18 protein-coding genes and 1 riboswitch are annotated in these 19041 nt (G+C 43.6%); of the genes, 17 read left to right on the forward strand and 1 reads right to left on the reverse strand.

Annotated features, from left to right (window positions below):
* Nucleotides 1-73: 73 nt before the first annotated feature.
* The 17 genes from NKR21_RS08270 to NKR21_RS08345 all read left to right on the forward strand — a co-directional run bounded on the left by NKR21_RS08270 (nt 74) and on the right by NKR21_RS08345 (nt 17222).
* Nucleotides 74-1402 carry a solute carrier family 23 protein gene (locus NKR21_RS08270; protein ID WP_144455973.1) on the forward strand — a complete coding sequence of 443 codons (1329 nt, stop codon included), beginning with the start codon at nt 74-76 and terminating at the stop codon, nt 1400-1402.
* A 129-nt stretch (nt 1403-1531) separates the two neighbouring features.
* Nucleotides 1532-2455 carry an aspartate carbamoyltransferase catalytic subunit gene (locus NKR21_RS08275; RefSeq protein WP_012009894.1) on the forward strand — a complete coding sequence of 308 codons (924 nt, stop codon included), beginning with the start codon at nt 1532-1534 and terminating at the stop codon, nt 2453-2455.
* Nucleotides 2439-3725, forward strand: coding sequence for a dihydroorotase (locus NKR21_RS08280; protein WP_144455975.1), 1287 nt, complete (start codon nt 2439-2441; stop codon nt 3723-3725). The genes NKR21_RS08275 and NKR21_RS08280 overlap by 17 nt, the downstream gene beginning before the upstream one ends.
* Nucleotides 3722-4816: a carbamoyl phosphate synthase small subunit gene (locus tag NKR21_RS08285; RefSeq protein ID WP_012009896.1), complete on the forward strand. Its 1095-nt coding sequence runs from the start codon at nt 3722-3724 to the stop codon at nt 4814-4816. The genes NKR21_RS08280 and NKR21_RS08285 overlap by 4 nt, the downstream gene beginning before the upstream one ends.
* Nucleotides 4801-8016, forward strand: a complete 3216-nt coding sequence (gene carB, locus NKR21_RS08290; protein WP_119124820.1) for a carbamoyl-phosphate synthase (glutamine-hydrolyzing) large subunit — start codon at nt 4801-4803, stop codon at nt 8014-8016. The genes NKR21_RS08285 and carB overlap by 16 nt, the downstream gene beginning before the upstream one ends.
* Nucleotides 8013-8789 (forward strand): dihydroorotate dehydrogenase electron transfer subunit, encoded by a 777-nt coding sequence (locus NKR21_RS08295; protein WP_119124821.1) that lies wholly within the window; start codon nt 8013-8015, stop codon nt 8787-8789. Before carB ends, NKR21_RS08295 begins: the two co-directional genes overlap by 4 nt.
* Nucleotides 8783-9715, forward strand: a complete 933-nt coding sequence (locus NKR21_RS08300; RefSeq protein ID WP_088001517.1) for a dihydroorotate dehydrogenase — start codon at nt 8783-8785, stop codon at nt 9713-9715. Before NKR21_RS08295 ends, NKR21_RS08300 begins: the two co-directional genes overlap by 7 nt.
* Nucleotides 9687-10391, forward strand: coding sequence for an orotidine-5'-phosphate decarboxylase (gene pyrF, locus NKR21_RS08305; protein WP_119124822.1), 705 nt, complete (start codon nt 9687-9689; stop codon nt 10389-10391). Before NKR21_RS08300 ends, pyrF begins: the two co-directional genes overlap by 29 nt.
* A gap of 7 nt (nt 10392-10398) precedes the next feature.
* Nucleotides 10399-11037: an orotate phosphoribosyltransferase gene (gene pyrE / locus NKR21_RS08310; RefSeq protein WP_119124823.1), complete on the forward strand. Its 639-nt coding sequence runs from the start codon at nt 10399-10401 to the stop codon at nt 11035-11037.
* A 139-nt stretch (nt 11038-11176) separates the two neighbouring features.
* Nucleotides 11177-11279: riboswitch (SAM riboswitch) on the forward strand.
* Between the two features lie 138 nt (nt 11280-11417).
* Nucleotides 11418-11471, forward strand: coding sequence for a hypothetical protein (locus NKR21_RS21260; RefSeq protein ID WP_224925447.1), 54 nt, complete (start codon nt 11418-11420; stop codon nt 11469-11471).
* Between the two features lie 41 nt (nt 11472-11512).
* Entirely contained in the window at nt 11513-12214 is a 702-nt protein-coding gene (locus NKR21_RS08315) for a phosphoadenylyl-sulfate reductase (RefSeq protein ID WP_003211029.1), read from the forward strand.
* Between the two features lie 13 nt (nt 12215-12227).
* The gene (locus NKR21_RS08320; RefSeq protein ID WP_144455977.1) at nt 12228-13292 is read left to right on the forward strand and encodes a sulfate permease; all 1065 of its coding nucleotides are present in this window, start codon (nt 12228-12230) and stop codon (nt 13290-13292) included.
* 55 nt (nt 13293-13347) lie between these two features.
* Entirely contained in the window at nt 13348-14484 is a 1137-nt protein-coding gene (gene sat, locus NKR21_RS08325; protein WP_144455979.1) for a sulfate adenylyltransferase, read from the forward strand.
* 14 nt (nt 14485-14498) lie between these two features.
* Complete coding sequence (gene cysC, locus NKR21_RS08330) at nt 14499-15092, forward strand: adenylyl-sulfate kinase (protein WP_119124825.1); 594 nt, start codon at nt 14499-14501, stop codon at nt 15090-15092.
* A gap of 29 nt (nt 15093-15121) precedes the next feature.
* Complete coding sequence (cobA, locus tag NKR21_RS08335; RefSeq protein WP_119124826.1) at nt 15122-15877, forward strand: uroporphyrinogen-III C-methyltransferase; 756 nt, start codon at nt 15122-15124, stop codon at nt 15875-15877.
* Between the two features lie 75 nt (nt 15878-15952).
* Entirely contained in the window at nt 15953-16738 is a 786-nt protein-coding gene (locus NKR21_RS08340) for a sirohydrochlorin chelatase (protein WP_088001503.1), read from the forward strand.
* Nucleotides 16719-17222, forward strand: coding sequence for a precorrin-2 dehydrogenase/sirohydrochlorin ferrochelatase family protein (locus tag NKR21_RS08345; protein ID WP_012009908.1), 504 nt, complete (start codon nt 16719-16721; stop codon nt 17220-17222). Before NKR21_RS08340 ends, NKR21_RS08345 begins: the two co-directional genes overlap by 20 nt.
* Nucleotides 17223-17252: 30 nt before the next feature.
* On the opposite strand, the gene NKR21_RS08350 is transcribed toward NKR21_RS08345, so the two are convergent.
* Nucleotides 17253-18962, reverse strand: a complete 1710-nt coding sequence (locus NKR21_RS08350; protein ID WP_144455981.1) for an Rqc2 family fibronectin-binding protein — start codon at nt 18960-18962, stop codon at nt 17253-17255.
* Nucleotides 18963-19041 lie beyond the last annotated feature (79 nt).

Below are 19041 nucleotides of genomic sequence, written 5' to 3' on the forward strand. Positions count from 1 at the left end.
TTTCTAGGCCTCTTTGCGCATACTTGCAAAGAGGCTTTTTTAATGAAAAAGGACACATCTAGGAGGAAAAATCATGAGTCAGCAAAAAGCCAATTTAGGCATTCGAGATATCCCAAAACCGTTCACATGGCTGTCGCTTAGCCTTCAGCATTTGTTTGCCATGTTTGGTGCGACCATTCTAGTACCAAAAATCATCGATATGAGTCCAGCCGTCGCGCTCATCTCAAGCGGTGTTGGAACGATTGTTTACTTAATCATCACAAGAGGCCAAATTCCGGCGTATCTTGGTTCGTCCTTTGCCTTTATCGCCCCCATACTGAATGTCAAAGCAACAGGCGGCCCTGGGGCCGCAATGGTTGGTGCCTTCATGGCGGGTGTCGCGTATGCACTCATTGCATTATTTATAAAATGGCTTGGCACAGGCTGGCTGATGAAACTTCTGCCGCCAGTCGTCGTAGGGCCGGTCATTATGGTCATCGGACTTGGACTCGCTGGAACAGCTGTTAACATGGCGATGTATGTTGATCCAAATGCCACTGAGCTTGTTTACAGCCTGAAGCACTTAACGGTCGCCGGCTTCACACTGGCTGTCACGATTATCAGCATGATTTTCCTAAGAGGTTTCCTAAGCTTGATTCCTGTATTAATCGGCATTATCAGCGGCTATCTCTTTGCCTTATCACAAGGCATTGTAAATTTTCAGCCGGTCATAGATGCAAAATGGTTTGCTGTACCAGACTTCGTCGTACCATTTGTCGATTACACACCTGCTGTGACATTAAGCATTCTCACTGTGATGGTGCCGGTTGCCTTTGTGACAATGTCTGAGCATATTGGCCACCAAGTGGTGTTAAGTAAAGTTGTAGGGCAAGATTTCATTAAAAAACCTGGTCTTCATCGCTCCATTTTAGGAGACAGTGCAGCGACAATCTTCGCTTCACTCATTGGCGGACCACCGACAACAACGTATGGAGAGAACATCGGCGTCCTTGCCATTACAAGAGTGTTCAGTATCTTCGTCATCGGAGGAGCAGCAGTCTTTGCCATCTGCTTCGGCTTTGTCGGAAAAATCTCAGCATTAATCAGTACAGTGCCGTCCGCGGTCATGGGAGGCGTTTCGTTCCTGCTCTTTGGGATCATTGCCTCAAGCGGCCTGAGAATCCTGATTGATCATAAAGTGAATTTTGAAGAAAAGCGTAATCTCATTATCGCATCTGTCATCTTAGTGATCGGAATTGGCGGGGCATTCATTGAGGTGAAACAAATCAACCTCACGCTATCTGGAATGGCACTTGCTGCCATCACAGGTGTCTTGTTAAACCTGATCCTGCCTCAGCCAAAAGCGGATTATGACGAGTCAAATGAATCGAATACAGAAAACCTTTTAAAAGAAGTCCAGTGAGGCTGACAAGGGTTCTAAAATGAGCAGAATGCACGAACGTGCCGCTGCTTCTTTTGGAGAACCCTAAGCTGCCGAGGCTTAGGGTTTTTTTGAACCTGAAAGTGATGAAAAACTAGAGGGGGAAGAAAAATGAATGATCTATCGACAATGAGTAGCTTAACTAAAGAAGAGATTTTACAGCTGATTGAAGAAGCAACAGCTCTCAAAAAGGGTAAGCAAGAACTTGGTTTAGCAGGAGAATTTGTAGCAAACCTCTTCTTTGAACCAAGTACAAGAACACGATTTAGCTTCGAAGTCGCTGAAAAGAAACTGGGGATGAATGTACTGAGCTTAGATGCGGCAAGCACCTCCGTTCAAAAAGGCGAAACACTATACGATACGGTAAAAACGCTCGAATCCATCGGCGTGAAAGCTTGTGTGATCAGAGACAGTACAGATGAATACTACAACGAGCTGATTGGGAAGGTTGGGATTCCCATCATCAATGCTGGAGATGGCTGCGGGCAGCACCCGACCCAATCACTACTTGACCTAATGACCATCTATGAAGAGTTTGGCGGCTTTGAGGGCTTAACGATTTCAATTCATGGAGACATCAAGCACAGCAGGGTGGCAAGGTCGAATGCTGAAGTGCTCTCAAGGCTGGGGGCGACCGTCCTTTTCTCAGGGCCTGCTTCCTTCCAAGATGAGCAAAATCCTCACGGAACATATGTCCAAGTAGACGAAGCCATTAAACAATCTGATGTGGTGATGCTACTTAGAATCCAGCATGAACGGCACACTGAAAAAATGGGCAATGAAGATTACTTATCGACTTATGGATTAACAGTAAACAGGGCAAAGAACATGAAAGAACGAGCCATTATTATGCATCCAGCACCAGTAAACAGAGGTGTGGAAATAGATGATTCTCTCGTAGAATCAAAACAGTCACGAATTTTCAAGCAAATGGAAAATGGTGTTTATGTCCGAATGGCAGTATTAAAAAGAGCTTTTCAAAATAGCAAACTACATCAAAAAGGGAGAGAGTCTGTCTATGTCGTATCTCATTAAAAATGGTTTTATCTTAACAAGCACAGGTGAAAAAGTGCAGCAGGATATTAGGGTAGAAGGAGAAGTGATTCAAGCGATTGGTCACTTAGAAAGAGAAGACGGAGAAGAGGTCATTGATGCTAAAGGGCTATTTGTTTCACCAGGATTAATTGATCTGCATGTGCATTTAAGAGAGCCAGGAGGAGAGAAAAAGGAAACGATTGAAACAGGCTCTAAAGCGGCAGCAAGAGGCGGCTATACAACAATTGCAGCGATGCCGAATACGCGCCCAGTTCCAGATACAAAAGAGCAAATGGAATGGCTCATGAATCGAATCGAAGAGACCTCTTCTGTCAGAGTGCTGCCATACGCCTCCATCACAACAAGACAAATTGGGGAAGAGATGACAGACTTTGCAGCACTGAAAGAAGCAGGCGCCTTCGCTTTCACAGATGACGGGGTTGGCATCCAAACAGCAGGCATGATGTACGAAGCGATGAAAAAGGCAGCAAGTCTTGATCAAGCGATTGTGGCACACTGTGAAGATAACTCGCTCATTTACGGAGGATGCGTCCATGAAGGAGAATTTTCAAAAGCAAATGAATTAAACGGAATACCGTCCATTTGTGAATCGGTGCATATTGCAAGAGATGTTCTTTTAGCAGAAGCAGCGAACTGTCATTATCATGTATGTCATATCAGTACGAAAGAATCTGTGCGAGTCGTTCGCGATGCAAAAAAAGCAGGCATCCGCGTGACAGCAGAGGTGTCACCGCATCACCTGCTCTTATGTGATGCCGACATCCCAGGTCTTGATACAAACTATAAAATGAATCCACCGCTCAGAGGAAAAGAGGATCGCGAGGCACTAATTGAGGGGCTGTTAGATGGAACGATTGATTTCATCGCAACAGACCATGCACCGCATACAGAAGAAGAAAAGAACGAAACGATGCAGCGCGCACCTTTTGGAATAGTCGGGCTTGAAACAGCGTTCCCGCTTCTGTACACACGATTTGTCAAAACGGGTGAATGGACATTAAAAGAACTCGTTGATTATATGACGATCAAGCCAGCAGAGGCCTTCTCCCTTCCTTATGGAAAGCTGGAAGAAGGTCAAATCGCTGATATCACACTCATTGATTTAAACAAAGAAATGGCTATCGATAAAAAAAGCTTCTTATCTAAAGGACAAAATACACCGTTTGACAAATTGACTGTATCAGGATGGCCGGTCATGACACTTGCATCTGGGAAAGTCGTGTATGAAGAGGGGAGACTAGTAAAATGAAGAGACGCTTAGTGCTAGAAAATGGAACAGTATTCGAAGGAACAGGCTTTGGCAGCTTAGAATCATCAGTCGGAGAAGTCGTCTTTAATACAGGGATGACAGGTTATCAAGAAATTTTGTCTGATCCATCATACTGCGGACAAATTGTCACACTCACTTACCCGCTTATCGGCAACTACGGCATTAATCGTGATGATTTTGAATCGATCACACCGTTTGTAAAAGGGTTGATTGTGAAGGAACTTTGTGAAAAGCCCTCAAACTGGCGCTCTGCATACTCGCTTGATGAGTATTTAAAAATGAAAAACATCCCGGGTCTTAGCGGAATAGATACACGCAAGCTGACACGCATGATTCGGAGTGCAGGCACATTAAGAGGAGCTTTTGCAGGACCGGATGAACAAGTAGAAGACGTTGTGAGCCGCCTTCAAACGATGCAGCTGCCAACAGATCAAGTAAGTCAAGTATCTGTGAAAAATGCGTACCCAAGCCCAGGAAGAGGAAAAAGAATTGTCCTTGTCGATTACGGTATGAAGCACGGTATTTTGCGAGAGCTTAATAAACGGGACTGTGATGTCATTGTGGTGCCGTACAATATCACGGCAGATGAAGTACTGCAGCTTAAGCCAGATGGAATCATGCTTTCAAACGGCCCTGGGGATCCTGTGGATGTACCAGAAGCAGTCGAGATGATTCAGCAATTGATTGGAAAGGTTCCACTCTTTGGTATTTGCCTAGGACATCAATTATTCGCGCTGGCATGCGGCGCAAGTACTGAAAAAATGAAATTCGGTCACAGAGGCTCAAATCATCCAGTGAAAGAACTAGCAACTGGCAAGGTGACATTGACATCTCAAAACCATGGCTACACAGTTAGTGCCATTAACGAGGACGTGCTCGAAGTCACACATATCGCACTAAACGACAATACAATTGAAGGTTTAAAACATAAAGAAGCACCAGCATTCACTGTCCAGTACCATCCAGAAGCATCACCAGGTCCAGAAGATGCGAACTACTTATTCGACCAGTTCATGGATATGATTCATACAACTGAGAAAGAAGGGGAAGAAGTATGCCAAAACGCGTAGATATCAAAAAGATTTTAGTGATCGGATCAGGTCCAATCATCATTGGTCAGGCAGCAGAGTTTGACTATGCAGGTACACAGGCTTGCTTAGCGCTAAAAGAAGAGGGCTATGAAGTCGTTCTTGTGAACTCGAACCCTGCGACGATCATGACAGATACAGAAATGGCCGATAAGGTATACATCGAACCACTGACACCAGAATTCTTAACACGCATCATTCGAAAAGAACGTCCTGATGCGATCTTGCCAACACTTGGCGGACAAACTGGATTGAACCTAGCTGTTGAATTATCAGATCTTGGCGTACTCGCTGAATGCGGTGTTGAAGTATTAGGGACAAAGCTGTCAGCTATTCAAAAAGCAGAAGACAGAGATCTATTCCGAAATTTGATGAATGAACTAAATGAGCCTGTACCAGAAAGTGAAATCATCCATAACCTAGAAGAAGCGATGGCGTTTACGAACCAAATCGGTTTCCCAGTCATTGTGAGACCAGCTTATACATTAGGCGGAACAGGCGGCGGAATTTGTACAAACGAGCAAGAACTAAAGGAAATCGTCGAAAACGGGTTGAAGCTAAGTCCAGTCACACAATGCTTACTTGAAAAAAGTATTGCAGGCTTTAAAGAAATTGAATATGAAGTCATGCGTGATAGCGGTGATCATGCAATCGTTGTTTGTAACATGGAAAACTTTGATCCAGTCGGTATCCACACAGGTGACAGTATCGTTGTGGCGCCAAGCCAAACGTTAAGTGACCGTGAATATCAGCTGCTTCGCAATGTGTCGCTCAAGCTGATCCGTGCACTTGGGATTGAAGGCGGATGTAACGTACAGCTGGCGATTGATCCAGACAGCTTTCAATACTATATCATTGAAGTGAATCCGCGTGTGAGTCGTTCTTCAGCACTTGCGTCGAAAGCAACGGGTTATCCAATTGCGAAACTTGCAGCGAAAATTGCTGTCGGCTTAACGCTTGATGAAATGATGAACCCAGTCACAGGTAAAACCTATGCCGCCTTCGAACCGGCACTTGACTATATTGTGTCTAAAATTCCGCGCTGGCCGTTTGATAAATTCGAATCTGCCAACAGACGTCTTGGCACACAAATGAAAGCAACGGGTGAAGTAATGGCGATCGGCCGTACGTTAGAAGAGTCGCTTCTAAAGGCTGTCCGTTCACTTGAAGCTGATGTGCATCACATTGAATTAAAAGATGAAGCAGATATCACAAACGAAGTGCTTGAAAAGCGGATTATCAAGGCGGGAGACGAACGATTATTCTATATCGCCGAGGCGCTTAGAAGAGGGTATACGGTTGAACAAATACATGAATTCTCAAAAATTGATTACTTCTTCCTTCATAAGCTGGAAGGCATCATCGCTTTTGAAAAGACATTAAAAGAAAACAAAGGCAATCCAGACGTATTAAAAGAAGCGAAAGAAAAAGGCTTCTCAGACATCTATATTAGCCGCGAGTGGAATATGAATGAAGCGGATGTCTACACGCTAAGACAAGAAACAGGCATCGTACCTGTTTACAAAATGGTAGATACGTGTGCGGCTGAATTTGAATCAGAGACGCCATATTTCTACAGCACATATGAAAATGAAAATGAATCAGAACGTACAGACAAGAAAAGTGTCATCGTATTAGGCTCAGGTCCTATCAGAATCGGGCAAGGAGTAGAATTTGATTATGCGACTGTTCATTCTGTGTGGGCAATTAAACAAGCAGGCTATGAAGCAATCATTATTAACAACAACCCTGAAACGGTCTCAACAGACTTTAGTATTTCGGACAAGCTCTACTTTGAACCACTTACTGTAGAAGATGTGATGCACATTATTGATCTAGAGCAGCCTGAAGGAGTCGTTGTCCAGTTCGGCGGACAAACAGCCATCAACCTAGCAGACGAACTATCAAATAGAGGAGTGAAGATTCTCGGCACTTCTCTTGAAGACCTAGATCGAGCTGAAAACCGAGACAAGTTTGAACAAACATTAGAAACACTTGGCGTGCCGCAGCCTAAAGGGAAAACAGCTACGTCAGTGCCAGAAGCTGTAGCGATTGCCAATCAGATCGGCTACCCAGTCCTTGTCCGCCCTTCCTATGTATTAGGCGGTCGCGCAATGGAAATCGTTTATCAAGAAGCCGAGCTTCTTCACTACATGGAGAATGCGGTGAAAGTCAATCCGCAGCACCCAGTCTTAATTGACAAGTATTTGACAGGTAAAGAAATTGAAGTAGATGCCGTGTCTGATGGCGAAACTGTCGTGATCCCAGGCATTATGGAACACATTGAAAGAGCTGGGGTTCACTCTGGTGACTCGATTGCGGTTTACCCGCCGCAAACCTTATCTGAAGAGATCAAAGCGAAGATTGCAGAATACACGATCAAGCTTGCAAAAGGACTCAACATCATTGGGCTACTAAACATTCAATTTGTTCTCTCAAAAGGTGAAGTGTTCGTACTTGAAGTGAACCCGCGTTCAAGCCGGACAGTTCCTTTCTTAAGTAAAATCACGGGCATCCCGATGGCAAACCTGGCGACAAAAGTTATTTTAGGAGAAAAACTTAAAAACTATGGCTACGAAGAAGGACTTCACACAGAGCAAGAAGGCGTGTACGTCAAAGTTCCAGTCTTCTCTTTTGCAAAACTAAGAAGAGTCGATATTACACTCGGACCTGAAATGAAATCAACAGGTGAAGTCATGGGGAAAGATGTCACAATCGAAAAAGCTCTTTACAAAGGATTAATTGCATCAGGCATTCAAATTCCTAAAGACGGGACAGTTCTTCTGACAGTTGCTGATAAGGATAAAGAAGAAGGACTTGAGATTGCGAGAAGATTCCATTCAATCGGCTACCATATTTTAGCGACAGAGGGAACGGCGAATTACTTAAAACAAGCTTCCATCCCATCAAGTGTTGTCGGCAAAATAGGAGAAGAAGGCAAAAACCTTCTCGATGTCATTCGAAACGGGGAAGCCCAATTTGTCATCAACACTCTGACAAAAGGAAAACAGCCAGCAAGAGACGGCTTTAGAATCAGACGTGAAGCTGTTGAAAATGGCGTAGCATGCTTAACATCGCTAGATACAGCAGAAGCCATTTTAAGAGTACTAGAAAGTATGACATTTAGAGCAGACGAAATGCCAGAAGTGAAAACGAATGCTGAGGTGACAGTAACGATATGAAAAAAGCATACTTGACGGTCGTCTCAAATCGAGAGATCGCTGATCATATTTACGAAATGACATTAAAAGGTGACCTTGTGGACTCCTTTCAAACGGCTGGACAATTTCTTCATATCAAGGTCAGCGAGTCCATGACACCGCTGCTGAGAAGACCGATCAGTATTGCCAATATTCATGCCGAGAAACAAGAAGCAACCATCATTTATCGCGCAGAGGGAGAGGGCACAAAGCTCCTTTCCCAAAAGCGAGATGGGGAATCCATCGATGTATTAGGGCCGCTTGGCAACGGATATGATCCTTCAGTTGTTCAGCCAGGTCAGACAGCGTTACTAGTCGGTGGTGGAATTGGAGTACCGCCTTTATATGAGCTGTCCAAGCGATTAACGAAAAAAGGCGTCATCGTCAAGCATGTCCTTGGCTTTCAATCGAAAAAGGATGTATTTTACGAGGAGAAATTCCAAGCACTCGGAGATACATTCATTGCAACAGTTGACGGGACATATGGCGCGAAGGGATTCGTGACAAATGTCATTGAAGAGAATGATTTGAGTTTTGATGTCATGCTTTCTTGCGGGCCGACTCCTATGTTAAAAGCGCTAAAAGACTCATATCCCGATAAGCCTGTCTACATTTCAATGGAAGAACGAATGGGCTGCGGAATCGGTGCTTGCTTTGCCTGTGTCTGTCATACAGACCAGCACGAAAAAGCGTACGTCAAAGTCTGTCTGGACGGACCTGTATTTAAAGCAGAGGAGGTGGCATTGTCATGCTAAACGTTGAGTTACCCGGCTTATCTTTAAAGAATCCGATTATCCCTGCATCAGGTTGCTTTGGATTCGGGAGAGAATTTGCTTCATTATATGACTTATCTGTGCTTGGCAGTATCATGATCAAAGCCACAACCCTAGAACCAAGATTTGGTAACCCAACACCAAGGGTAGCGGAGACAGGTGCCGGGATGCTCAACGCCATCGGTCTTCAAAATCCTGGCCTAAAAGGTGTGCTGGAAAATGAATTGCCTTGGCTTGAGCAGTTTGATACGCCTATTATTGCAAACGTGGCTGGCTCACAGGTCGATGATTATGTAGAAGTAGCGAAGCAGATCAGCCAAGCAAAAAATGTCCATGCCCTTGAACTGAATATCTCGTGTCCGAATGTTAAAACAGGCGGAATAGCCTTTGGGACAGATCCTCAAATGGCAGCAGCATTGACAAAAGCGGTGAAGGACGTTTCCTCCGTTCCTGTCTATGTCAAATTGTCTCCTAACGTAGCTAATATTGTGGAGATTGCGAAAGCGATTGAATCTGCTGGAGCAGATGGACTCACGATGATTAATACGTTAATCGGTATGCGTTTAGATCTAAAAACAGGGAAACCGATTCTTGCCAATAAAACAGGCGGATTATCAGGTCCTGCGATCAAACCTGTCGCTGTACGCATGGTGCATGAGGTCAGTCAAGCGGTTTCTATCCCGATTATCGGAATGGGCGGGGTGCAAAATGCTGAAGACGTACTTGAATTTTTACTAGCAGGTGCGAGTGCAGTAGCTGTTGGCACAGCCAATTTTGTGAACCCATTTATTTGCCCAGAAATCATTGAAGAACTGCCAAACGTATTAGCAGCCTATGGGTATTCATCTGTAGAGGAATGTATCGGAAGGAGCTGGAAACATGAAGCACTTGCCCATCATCGCGCTTGATTTTCCATCAGGACAGGAGGCGCTCGCCTTTTTAGAACCCTTTAAAGGGACACCATTATTTGTGAAGGTCGGCATGGAGCTGTTTTACCAAGAAGGGCCAGTCATCCTTGAGGCGCTTAAAGAAAAAAATTGCCACATTTTCCTCGATCTCAAATTACATGACATTCCAACAACGGTGAAAAAAGCAATGAACCGGCTTGCCGCACTTGGCGTTGATCTAGTTAATGTACATGCTGCTGGCGGGAAACAGATGATGCAAGCTGCGTTAGAAGGGCTTGAAAGCGGAACGCCTGCTGGACACAAACGTCCAGACATTATTGCAGTGACTCAGCTGACGAGTACGTCAGAAGACATGATGAGAAGCGAATTACTTATAGAACGTTCGCTGCAAGAGACTGTCATCCGGTACGGGCAATTGGCATATGAAAGTGGACTAGACGGTGTTGTTTGCTCTGTTCATGAATCCAAAGCCCTTCATGAGCATATCTCACCTGACTTCCTCACTGTTACGCCAGGGATTCGTTTACTAAATGATCAGACCGATGATCAAAAGCGCGTGGCGACCCCTGCTTATGCAAAAAAGCAAGGAGTTTCACAAATTGTTGTCGGAAGGTCAATCACAAAAGCTGATAAACCATTGGAAGCCTATCATCAAATTTTGAAAGAGTGGGAGTGACTGCCAGATGAAAACGAAAATCGCTAAACACCTATTACAAATCAAAGCGGTCTCATTGAAGCCAGACGAACCGTTTACATGGGCAAGCGGTATCAAATCACCGATCTATTGTGACAACCGTCTTACCTTGTCCTATCCAGAAGTCAGACACGACATTGCCGAAGGTCTGAAAGAGTTGATTCTCACTCATTTTGAGGGAGCAGAGGTGATTGCTGGTACTGCAACAGCAGGCATCCCGCATGCGGCATTAGCGGCAGACCGTCTGAATGCTCCGATGTGTTATGTCAGAAGTAAGCCAAAAGCACATGGAAAAGGGAATCAAATTGAAGGTGCCGTATCAAAAGGCCAAAAGGTAGTCGTCGTAGAAGATCTAATTTCAACAGGAGGCAGTGTGCTTGAAGTGGTCGCTGCTCTTCAAGAAGCGGGCTGTGACGTACTAGGCGTTGCCGCGATCTTCACATACGGTTTGCCAAAAGCTACGGCAGCATTCCAAGAGAAAAACATTCCATATGTTACTCTAACAGACTATGACACACTGACAGACGTGGCACTTGAGCTGAAAGCAATCGAGCCTTCTGCTATGAATAAATTAAAACGCTGGAGACAAGATCCTTCCTCTGAATCTTGGATGGAAGAAACCTTTTAAAAAGCTGCGCACAATCGCACAGCTTTTTTATTTGGTTAAAAATAGTAAAATAGACTCAAATTTAAATAAAAACTAATCCTATCAATAAAGTCGGGTTGACTTTTGTTTGAATTGTGTTAATATTTAAGACAAATTAAAACACTTATCCAGAGAGGTGGAGGGACTGGCCCGATGAAGCCCGGCAACCTGCGATATGCAAGGTGCTACTTCCTGCAAAATGATTCTATTTTGAAAGATAAGGAAATCGTGAGCTTCCTCATCTTTCTTTCGGACTGAAAGGAAGTTTTTTTATTTTAATGGTGAGGGGGAAGTGAGAGCAAAAGCAGGATGAAGACTATGCAGAAACTGATTGGGGATATGAATTCAGTTTAGTTGCACTGATTGTTCAGGACGGTCAAGTGATTCAAGTGGAAGAAAACAGAAAAATCAGTTGACGTAGTGCGAAGAGTAGTGATACTCCGGAAGGGGAGAAACAATGTTAACTTATGAAAATTGGCAAGAGCCGTCCATTACATTTCAAGAAGATGATTTGTATAAAGGGGCCTTATCTGTGCTGAAATGGGCATACGGTCATTATGGTGATCAGCTCGTTTATGCATGTAGTTTTGGTATTGAAGGCATTGTCCTTATTGATTTGATTGCGAAAGTAAAAAAGGATGCAAGAATTGTCTTTTTAGATACAGGTCTGCATTTTAAGGAAACGTACGACACAATTGATGCGGTAAAGGAAAGATACCCGGGTTTAGATATTGTGCTGAAAACCCCTGAGCTGACGGTGGAGGAGCAAAACGAGCAACATGGTGATCAACTATGGAAAACGGATCCTCAAAGCTGCTGCCATATGCGGAAGGTCATTCCTTTGCAAGAAGCGTTATCAGGCTATCCTGCATGGCTTTCTGGCTTAAGAAGAGAGCAGTCACCTAAGCGAGCAGGGACGAACTTTTTAAATAAGGATGAAAAATTCAAATCAGTGAAAGTATGTCCCCTTATCCACTGGACGTGGAAGGACATATGGAGATATGCATCTAGAGAAGAACTTACTTATAATCCGCTGCATGATCAGGGATATCCAAGTATCGGCTGTGCGCCGTGTACACAGCCAGCATTTACTGCCGAGGATCTGCGGTCTGGCAGATGGTCAGGCACAGCTAAGACTGAGTGCGGATTACATGAGTAAGGGAGCATAGTGTATGGAAATTGCCGCAATTTTATTTAGTTTATTTTTCGCGCTAAACATTGGCGCGAGTGGTGCAGCTGCTTCAATGGGCATCGCATACGGATCAGGCGCGATTCGAAAGCCAATCTTTGCACTCAGTGTATGTGCGGTTGGGATTTTAGCAGGATCAGTCATTGGCGGCGGTGAGGTCGTCAAAACCATCAGTTCTGGGATTATGCCTGAATCCGTCATTACACTTGAAATTGTTTGTATTATTATTGGTTCTGCTGCATTATCACTCTTTATAGCGAATTTGATGGCGATCCCTTTATCAACGAGTGAGGTGACAGTAGGTGCTGTCGTTGGAGTTGCGGTAGCGTATAAAGTATTGTATGTGAAATCCATTTTAGTCATCGTGTCCTTTTGGGTCATCATTCCTATTGTTGCTTTTCTTTTTACATTCATTGTAGTCAGAATCATCAGAATGTTCCCGAAACGAACCTTTTCAAAAAAAGGCACTTTGATTTTATCGATTATTTTGATCATTAGTGGATTTCTAGAAGCATTTTCTGCTGGGATGAACAATGTCGCCAATGCTGTAGGTCCCCTTGTTGCTTCAGGCATTTTATCTGTTGGGCAAGGAACGCTTTACGGTGGGCTTTTCGTTGCACTTGGTGCCCTTTTATTAGGAAGAAGGGTACTAGAAACAAACGGAAAGAAAATCACCCGCTATCAAACGGGCGAAGGGATATTGCTTTCAGGTACCGGTGCTGGACTTGTCATCATCAGCTCTATTTTTGGGCTACCTGTTCCACTTACCCAAATCACCTCCTCGTCTATCATTGGACTTGGCATGGCAAAAGGTGGACCTAATATTTTTCATAAACATGTGGTGAAAAAAATGCTGAAAGTGTGGGTAGTATCACCCTTTTTATCACTTAGTCTATCGTATTTGCTAGTGAGCCTTTTCTTAAAAGGTGACTATTACTCTATCTTTATCATGATGAGTGTACTGCTTGCCTCACTTGGTGCGCTAAGTCTGATGAAGGCAGTCAAAAATGAGAGCAGCTCGATTCATGAACAGGGCGGCGGGATTTAATGTTAAATCCGACTATTAACATCTACTAAATATGAACATTGAGAGGAAGATACAAATGAGTTTAACACCACATGGTGGCGTATTAATTAATCGAGTAAATGAAGAATATGATCTCAGCACGGTTGCAAAGGAAATTGAACTAGATGCTATCTCTTTTGCAGACCTTGAACTCATAGCAATTGGTGGGTATAGCCCAATTGAAGGATTTTTAACAAAAGCTGATTATGAATCCGTTGTGAGCAGTATGCGGCTAGCAAGTGGTGTCGTTTGGTCTCTTCCTATTACACTGCCAGTGACAAAGGAAAAGGCAGCGGAAATCTATCAAGGCGATATTGTGCGTCTATCGTATAATGGAACTGTATATGGCGTAATTGAAGTAGAGGATCAGTACACACCAGATAAAGAAAAAGAAGCGGTGAATGTGTACAAAACTGATGACCGCAATCATCCAGGTGTGAAAAAATTATTTGAACGCGGTGACACTTACATTGGTGGTAAAATTACACTGACGAAACGCAGGGAAAAACCATTCCCTCAATTTACGTATGAGCCGGAAGAAACAAGACGTCATTTTAAGGAGAACGGCTGGAAAACCATTGTTGGTTTCCAAACGAGAAACCCTGTTCACCGTGCCCATGAATATATTCAAAAGACAGCACTTGAAACCGTCGATGGTTTGTTTTTAAATCCACTTGTCGGCGAAACAAAATCAGACGATATTCCGGCAGATGTGAGAATGAAAAGTTATCAAGTGTTATTGAACGGTTATTACCCAAAAGATCGCGTCTTTTTAGGTGTTTTTCCTGCGGCAATGCGTTATGCTGGACCAAAGGAAGCAATCTTTCACGCACTTGTTCGTAAAAATTATGGCTGTACTCACTTTATTGTGGGAAGAGATCATGCAGGTGTTGGTGATTATTACGGCACATACGAGGCGCAGGAGTTATTTGAACAATTTACAAGCGAAGAAATTGGCATTACCCCGTTAAAATTTGAACATAGCTTCTACTGTAATACATGTGAAGCAATGGCAACACCAAAAACATGTCCTCACGATAAAAGCGAGCATGTCATTCTTTCAGGTACAAAGGTTCGAACGATGCTAAGAAACGGAGAATTACCGCCAAGCACGTTCAGCCGAAAAGAAGTCATTGAAACATTAATCGAAGGATTAAAAACGACGGTATCTTAATGGGAGGGTATGGCATGAGCAACGAACATATCGTGTGGCATGATTCATCTATTACAAAAAAAGAATATCAACAGAAAAACAATCATAAAAGCGGCATTATTTGGCTCACAGGTCTAAGTGGATCAGGTAAATCAACAATTGCAAATGCAGCGGCTAGAGAGCTGTTTGAACAAGGTTATCAAGTGACCGTTCTTGATGGTGATAATGTGCGGCATGGATTGAATAAAGATTTAGGGTTTTCAGATGATGACAGAAAAGAGAACATCCGCCGCATCGGAGAAGTGGCGAAATTGTTTGTTGAGCAAGGAACGATAGTTATCACGGCTTTTATTTCTCCATTTCAAGAAGACCGCCGCATTGTCAGACAGTTAGTGGAAGCAGGGGAATTTCACGAAGTGTTTGTGAAATGTGATTTGAACGTATGCGAAGAACGTGATCCAAAGGGGTTATATAAAAAAGCTAGAAATGGCGAAATTCCATTTTTCACCGGAATTGATTCACCATATGAAGAGCCAGCAGCACCTGAGCTCGTTCTAGATACAGGTGAATTATCGCGTGAAGAGTCCAAACAACGTCTTGTTGATTATGTAAAAGAAAAAGCGAAATAATCGCCTGATGGCAGGGGGAGAAAAGCACGATGGGGAAAGTATACATTGTGGGGGCTGGACCTGGGGATCCAGACTTAATTACATTAAAAGCCCATAAGGCAATACAGCAGGCAGATGTCATTTTATATGATCGTCTTGTCAATCAAGAAATACTCGCCCACGCCAAACCCGAGGCGGAATTAATTTATTGCGGAAAGCTGCCGAATCATCATACGATGAGACAGGAAGCCATTAATGAAGCCCTTGTCACCCATGCAAAAGAAGGGAATGTTGTCGTCCGGCTGAAAGGCGGCGATCCCTTTGTATTTGGACGCGGCGGTGAAGAAATCGAATGCTTAGCTGAGCATGGAATTCCATATGAAGTTGTCCCAGGAATTACTTCTGGCATTGCAGCAGCAGCTTATGCAGGCATTCCTGTAACCCACCGTGAATTCAGCTCGAATGTTGCGTTTGTTACGGGTCACTATCAAAAAGATGAGCATTTTGAAGAAAAATGGGAAGCACTGGCTACGGGGATTGATACCCTTGTGATTTACATGGGCGTCAAAAACGTAGAAAGAGTGCAGCAGCTTCTGATAAAAAATGGACGCGATCCTGCAACGCCAGCAGCGTTTATACACTGGGGAACCACGACGAGGCAAAAGACGACTTGTTGCACTGTAGCGACACTGTCTGAAACCGTTGAAAAAGAAGGCATCGAGCATCCAAGTTTAATCGTGGTTGGGGATGTCGTTCATTTTCACCAAAAGCTGAACTGGTTTGAACCTGCTCTCATTGAGAAATGAGAATAATAAAGAAGAGACACGTACATTGATCGTGTCTTTTCGTCTGAACAAAACAAAGTGAGAGGGAGGAGTCACATGAAACAAGCTGTCCTTTATGTTGGACATGGAAGCAGGGTAAAAGAAGCACAAGATAAAGCCATTTCTTTTATGAAAAGCTGTATGCCATTAGTAGAAGCCGATATACAAGAGATTTGTTTTTTAGAACTGACAGCCCCTTCTATAGAAGAAGGTTTTGAAGCTTGTGTGAAAAAAGGAGCGACACACATTGCGATCGTCCCGCTCCTCCTTTTAACTGCTATGCATGCTAAATCAGATATTCCAGTTGAGATTGAGAAAGTACAAAAACGACACCCGCTAGTGAAGGTCACATACGGAAAACCAATCGGGGTCAACCAAGAAGTGACAAAAGCAGTTGCTGCAAGAATTGAAGAAGCAGGATATCAAGGCGAGAAAGCACGGATTCTTTTAATTGGCCGTGGAAGCTCTGATCCAGATGTGAAGCGGGATGTGTTTGGCATTGCGGACGATGTCAGGCGCCTGCTGCCTCTTGCAGAAGTCCTGCCATGTTTTATTACAGCATGTGAACCAAATTACCGCGATGTTCTGGCGCAATTAACAGTAGATGATGATGCGCCTGTTTATCTTGTTCCTTACCTGTTGTTTACGGGTATTTTAATGAAAGAGATTGAAAATGAAGCGGCTCAGGCGAGAGAGAGACTGAAAGATGTCCGGGTATGCCGGTATATTGGTTTTCATCCGCATGTGAAAGCAGCTTATATTGAACGTGTGCAAGAAACCATTTTAAACAAAGACGATGAGTTTCAATTCCAAGGAGAAAGCCATGCTTCCAGTCCATCTTGATTTAACCAATCAACAAGTGCTCATTGCCGGCGGTGGAAAAATAGCGGCAAGAAGGGCAGAGGCGCTATGTATAGAGCCTTGCCATATCACCATCGTGAGTCCTGACATTTCTAAAGAGATGGCACGTCTCATTGATACATACAACCTGAATTGGAAAGAAAAGAAAGTGGATGCTGAAGATTTAAAGGATGCTTTTTTCATTGTCGCTGCTACAAATGATCCGGCGGTAAATGAATGGATTGCCCAAACAGCAAGGCCCCATCAGCTTGTGAATTGTGTGAGCCAATCAGAACTTGGCAATGTGATCGTGCCAAAGGTGGTCAAAGCAGGGAGAGTGACGATTTCAGTCTCTACAAGCGGTGCGAGCCCAGCTCGGACAAAACAGCTGGCTGCGGAAATTGAGACATTGCTTGAACAAGAGGATGTAGATGCACTTGACGCTCTCTATATCGAAAGAAAAAAACAACAAAGAAAAAGCCGATAAAATCTCCTTAAAAGATTTTATCGGCTATTATTATTTTCGGAGCTTTAGAACCACATCTTCGTCAGGGGTGACAAACAATGTTTGCTGTTGATCATATGTCACAAAACCGGGCTTGGCTCCATTTGGTTTTTTCACATGCCGGATTTTCGTGTAATCGACAGGTACGGAGCTCGACTCTTTTGCCTTCGAGAAGTAGGCAGCGATTTGAGCCGCTTCAAGCAGCGTCTGTTCATCAGGCGTTTGATGACGGATGACGACGTGTGATCCAGGAATATCTTTCGTGTGCAGCCAAATATCGTCACGGGCAGCCGCTTTTGTGGTTAAATATTCGTTTTGTTTGTTGTTTTTTCCGACCAAGATCGGAATCCCTTGAGACGATTCATACGATTCGAGCTGAATCGCCGCCGTTTTTTTCTTTTTGGCGTTACGCTTTTGTTTGGCGCGTAAATATTTCCCCTCAACAAGCTCTTCTCTCATTTCCTCTAAATCTTTCGGTGAGGCAGAGGACAGCTGCTGAATCAACTCATCAAAATAAGCAATCTCTTCATGCGTCCGCTCAATTTGTTCATTGACCGCTTCTACTGCATTTTTTGCCTTTTGATATTTTGTGAAATATGCTTGCGCATTTTCAGAAGGGGTTTTGTTTGTTTTGAGCGGTATCGTGATTTCTCCGCCATCTTCATCGTAATAATTGATGACAGTCGCCTCTTTATCCCCTTTTTTGATGGCATATAAATTGGCTGTTAGCAATTCGCCATAGAGCTGATATTTATGGGCATTTTGAGATTCCTCAAGGGTTCTGTTCAGTTTTTTGAGCTTGTTTTCATTTTTCTTTTTTTCATTTACGACAAACCGTTCAAGGTCAGACGCTTGTTGTTTCACTCTGTCTCTTTCAGCTTTGCCGAAATAAAAGCGGTCAAGCAGCTGACTGAGAGAGTCGAATGTTTTCATTTCACCATCGATATGCTGTAGTTCTAATAAATAGAAATATTCTTTCCCATCTTTTCTTGTGAGCTGCGGAGTAAAGGAATGCATGCGAATAAGCTGGAACATGTCGAGCAGTGTATTTGGAATGGTTTCCTGATTGGCAAGACCGGCCCTGTGTACAGCTTCCTTTGCAAACAGCGGAGAAACCCCAGAGAATGTATCGACAATTTGCTTTGCGATCATGCCTTCTTGAAAGCGTAAATGTTTTAAAATATCATCTTTCGTTACTGCAAACGGATTTAATTTTTGCTGAGCAGGCGGCAGAAGGTATTCGTGACCAGGAAGCACTGTCCGGTAGCTGTTCACAGATGGAGAAAGATGCTTCAGGCCATCGATGATCTGCTGCGTGTCATCTTCGACAAGAATCAAATTACTATGTCTTCCCATGATTTCAATGTAGAGCTTTCGAGTCTGTTCGTCGCCAATTTCATTTCGGCTACGCACATGAAGTACGATCACTCGGTCAAATCCAATTTGTTCGAAACGTTCAATGAATCCGCCCTCAAGATGTTTTCTAAGGAGCATACAAAACATTGGAGGTTCGCTAGGATTGTCATATTGCTGCTCTGTGAGCTGCACTCTAGCGTAGCTCGGGTGAGCGGATAAAAGGAGCTTATGATTCTTTCCGTTTGCTCGGATATGAAAAATCAACTCGTGCTTATATGGCTGATGGATTTTTGAAATTCTACCGCTAGTTAATGTCTCTTGCAATTCATTTGTCATACCATATGTAAAAATGCCGTCAAATGACATGTTGGATACACCCTCTTCTTTCACACAAATCTACTGAAAGAACCTTCCATTTCTCGTTCTTTAGGCAGTCTTATTATTA

The organism is Bacillus sp. 1735sda2, assembly GCF_024159245.1.
In the GTDB taxonomy this organism is placed as follows: domain Bacteria; phylum Bacillota; class Bacilli; order Bacillales; family Bacillaceae; genus Bacillus; species Bacillus pumilus_O.

Bases quoted from the DNA above. Each gene is read 5' to 3' on its own strand.
- cobA (WP_119124826.1), top strand. From the start codon at position 15,122: ATGGGGAAAGTATACATTGTGGGGGCTGGACCTGGGGATCCAGACTTA.
- NKR21_RS08315 (WP_003211029.1), top strand. From the start codon at position 11,513: ATGTTAACTTATGAAAATTGGCAAGAGCCGTCCATTACATTTCAAGAA.
- NKR21_RS08340 (WP_088001503.1), top strand. From the start codon at position 15,953: ATGAAACAAGCTGTCCTTTATGTTGGACATGGAAGCAGGGTAAAAGAA.
- NKR21_RS08270 (WP_144455973.1), top strand. From the start codon at position 74: ATGAGTCAGCAAAAAGCCAATTTAGGCATTCGAGATATCCCAAAACCG.
- pyrE (WP_119124823.1), top strand. From the start codon at position 10,399: ATGAAAACGAAAATCGCTAAACACCTATTACAAATCAAAGCGGTCTCA.
- carB (WP_119124820.1), top strand. From the start codon at position 4,801: ATGCCAAAACGCGTAGATATCAAAAAGATTTTAGTGATCGGATCAGGT.
- cysC (WP_119124825.1), top strand. From the start codon at position 14,499: ATGAGCAACGAACATATCGTGTGGCATGATTCATCTATTACAAAAAAA.
- NKR21_RS08275 (WP_012009894.1), top strand. From the start codon at position 1,532: ATGAATGATCTATCGACAATGAGTAGCTTAACTAAAGAAGAGATTTTA.
- NKR21_RS08295 (WP_119124821.1), top strand. From the start codon at position 8,013: ATGAAAAAAGCATACTTGACGGTCGTCTCAAATCGAGAGATCGCTGAT.
- sat (WP_144455979.1), top strand. From the start codon at position 13,348: ATGAGTTTAACACCACATGGTGGCGTATTAATTAATCGAGTAAATGAA.
- NKR21_RS08280 (WP_144455975.1), top strand. From the start codon at position 2,439: ATGTCGTATCTCATTAAAAATGGTTTTATCTTAACAAGCACAGGTGAA.
- NKR21_RS08300 (WP_088001517.1), top strand. From the start codon at position 8,783: ATGCTAAACGTTGAGTTACCCGGCTTATCTTTAAAGAATCCGATTATC.
- NKR21_RS08345 (WP_012009908.1), top strand. From the start codon at position 16,719: ATGCTTCCAGTCCATCTTGATTTAACCAATCAACAAGTGCTCATTGCC.
- NKR21_RS08320 (WP_144455977.1), top strand. From the start codon at position 12,228: ATGGAAATTGCCGCAATTTTATTTAGTTTATTTTTCGCGCTAAACATT.
- pyrF (WP_119124822.1), top strand. From the start codon at position 9,687: ATGAAGCACTTGCCCATCATCGCGCTTGATTTTCCATCAGGACAGGAG.
- NKR21_RS08285 (WP_012009896.1), top strand. From the start codon at position 3,722: ATGAAGAGACGCTTAGTGCTAGAAAATGGAACAGTATTCGAAGGAACA.
- NKR21_RS08350 (WP_144455981.1), bottom strand. From the start codon at position 18,962: ATGTCATTTGACGGCATTTTTACATATGGTATGACAAATGAATTGCAA.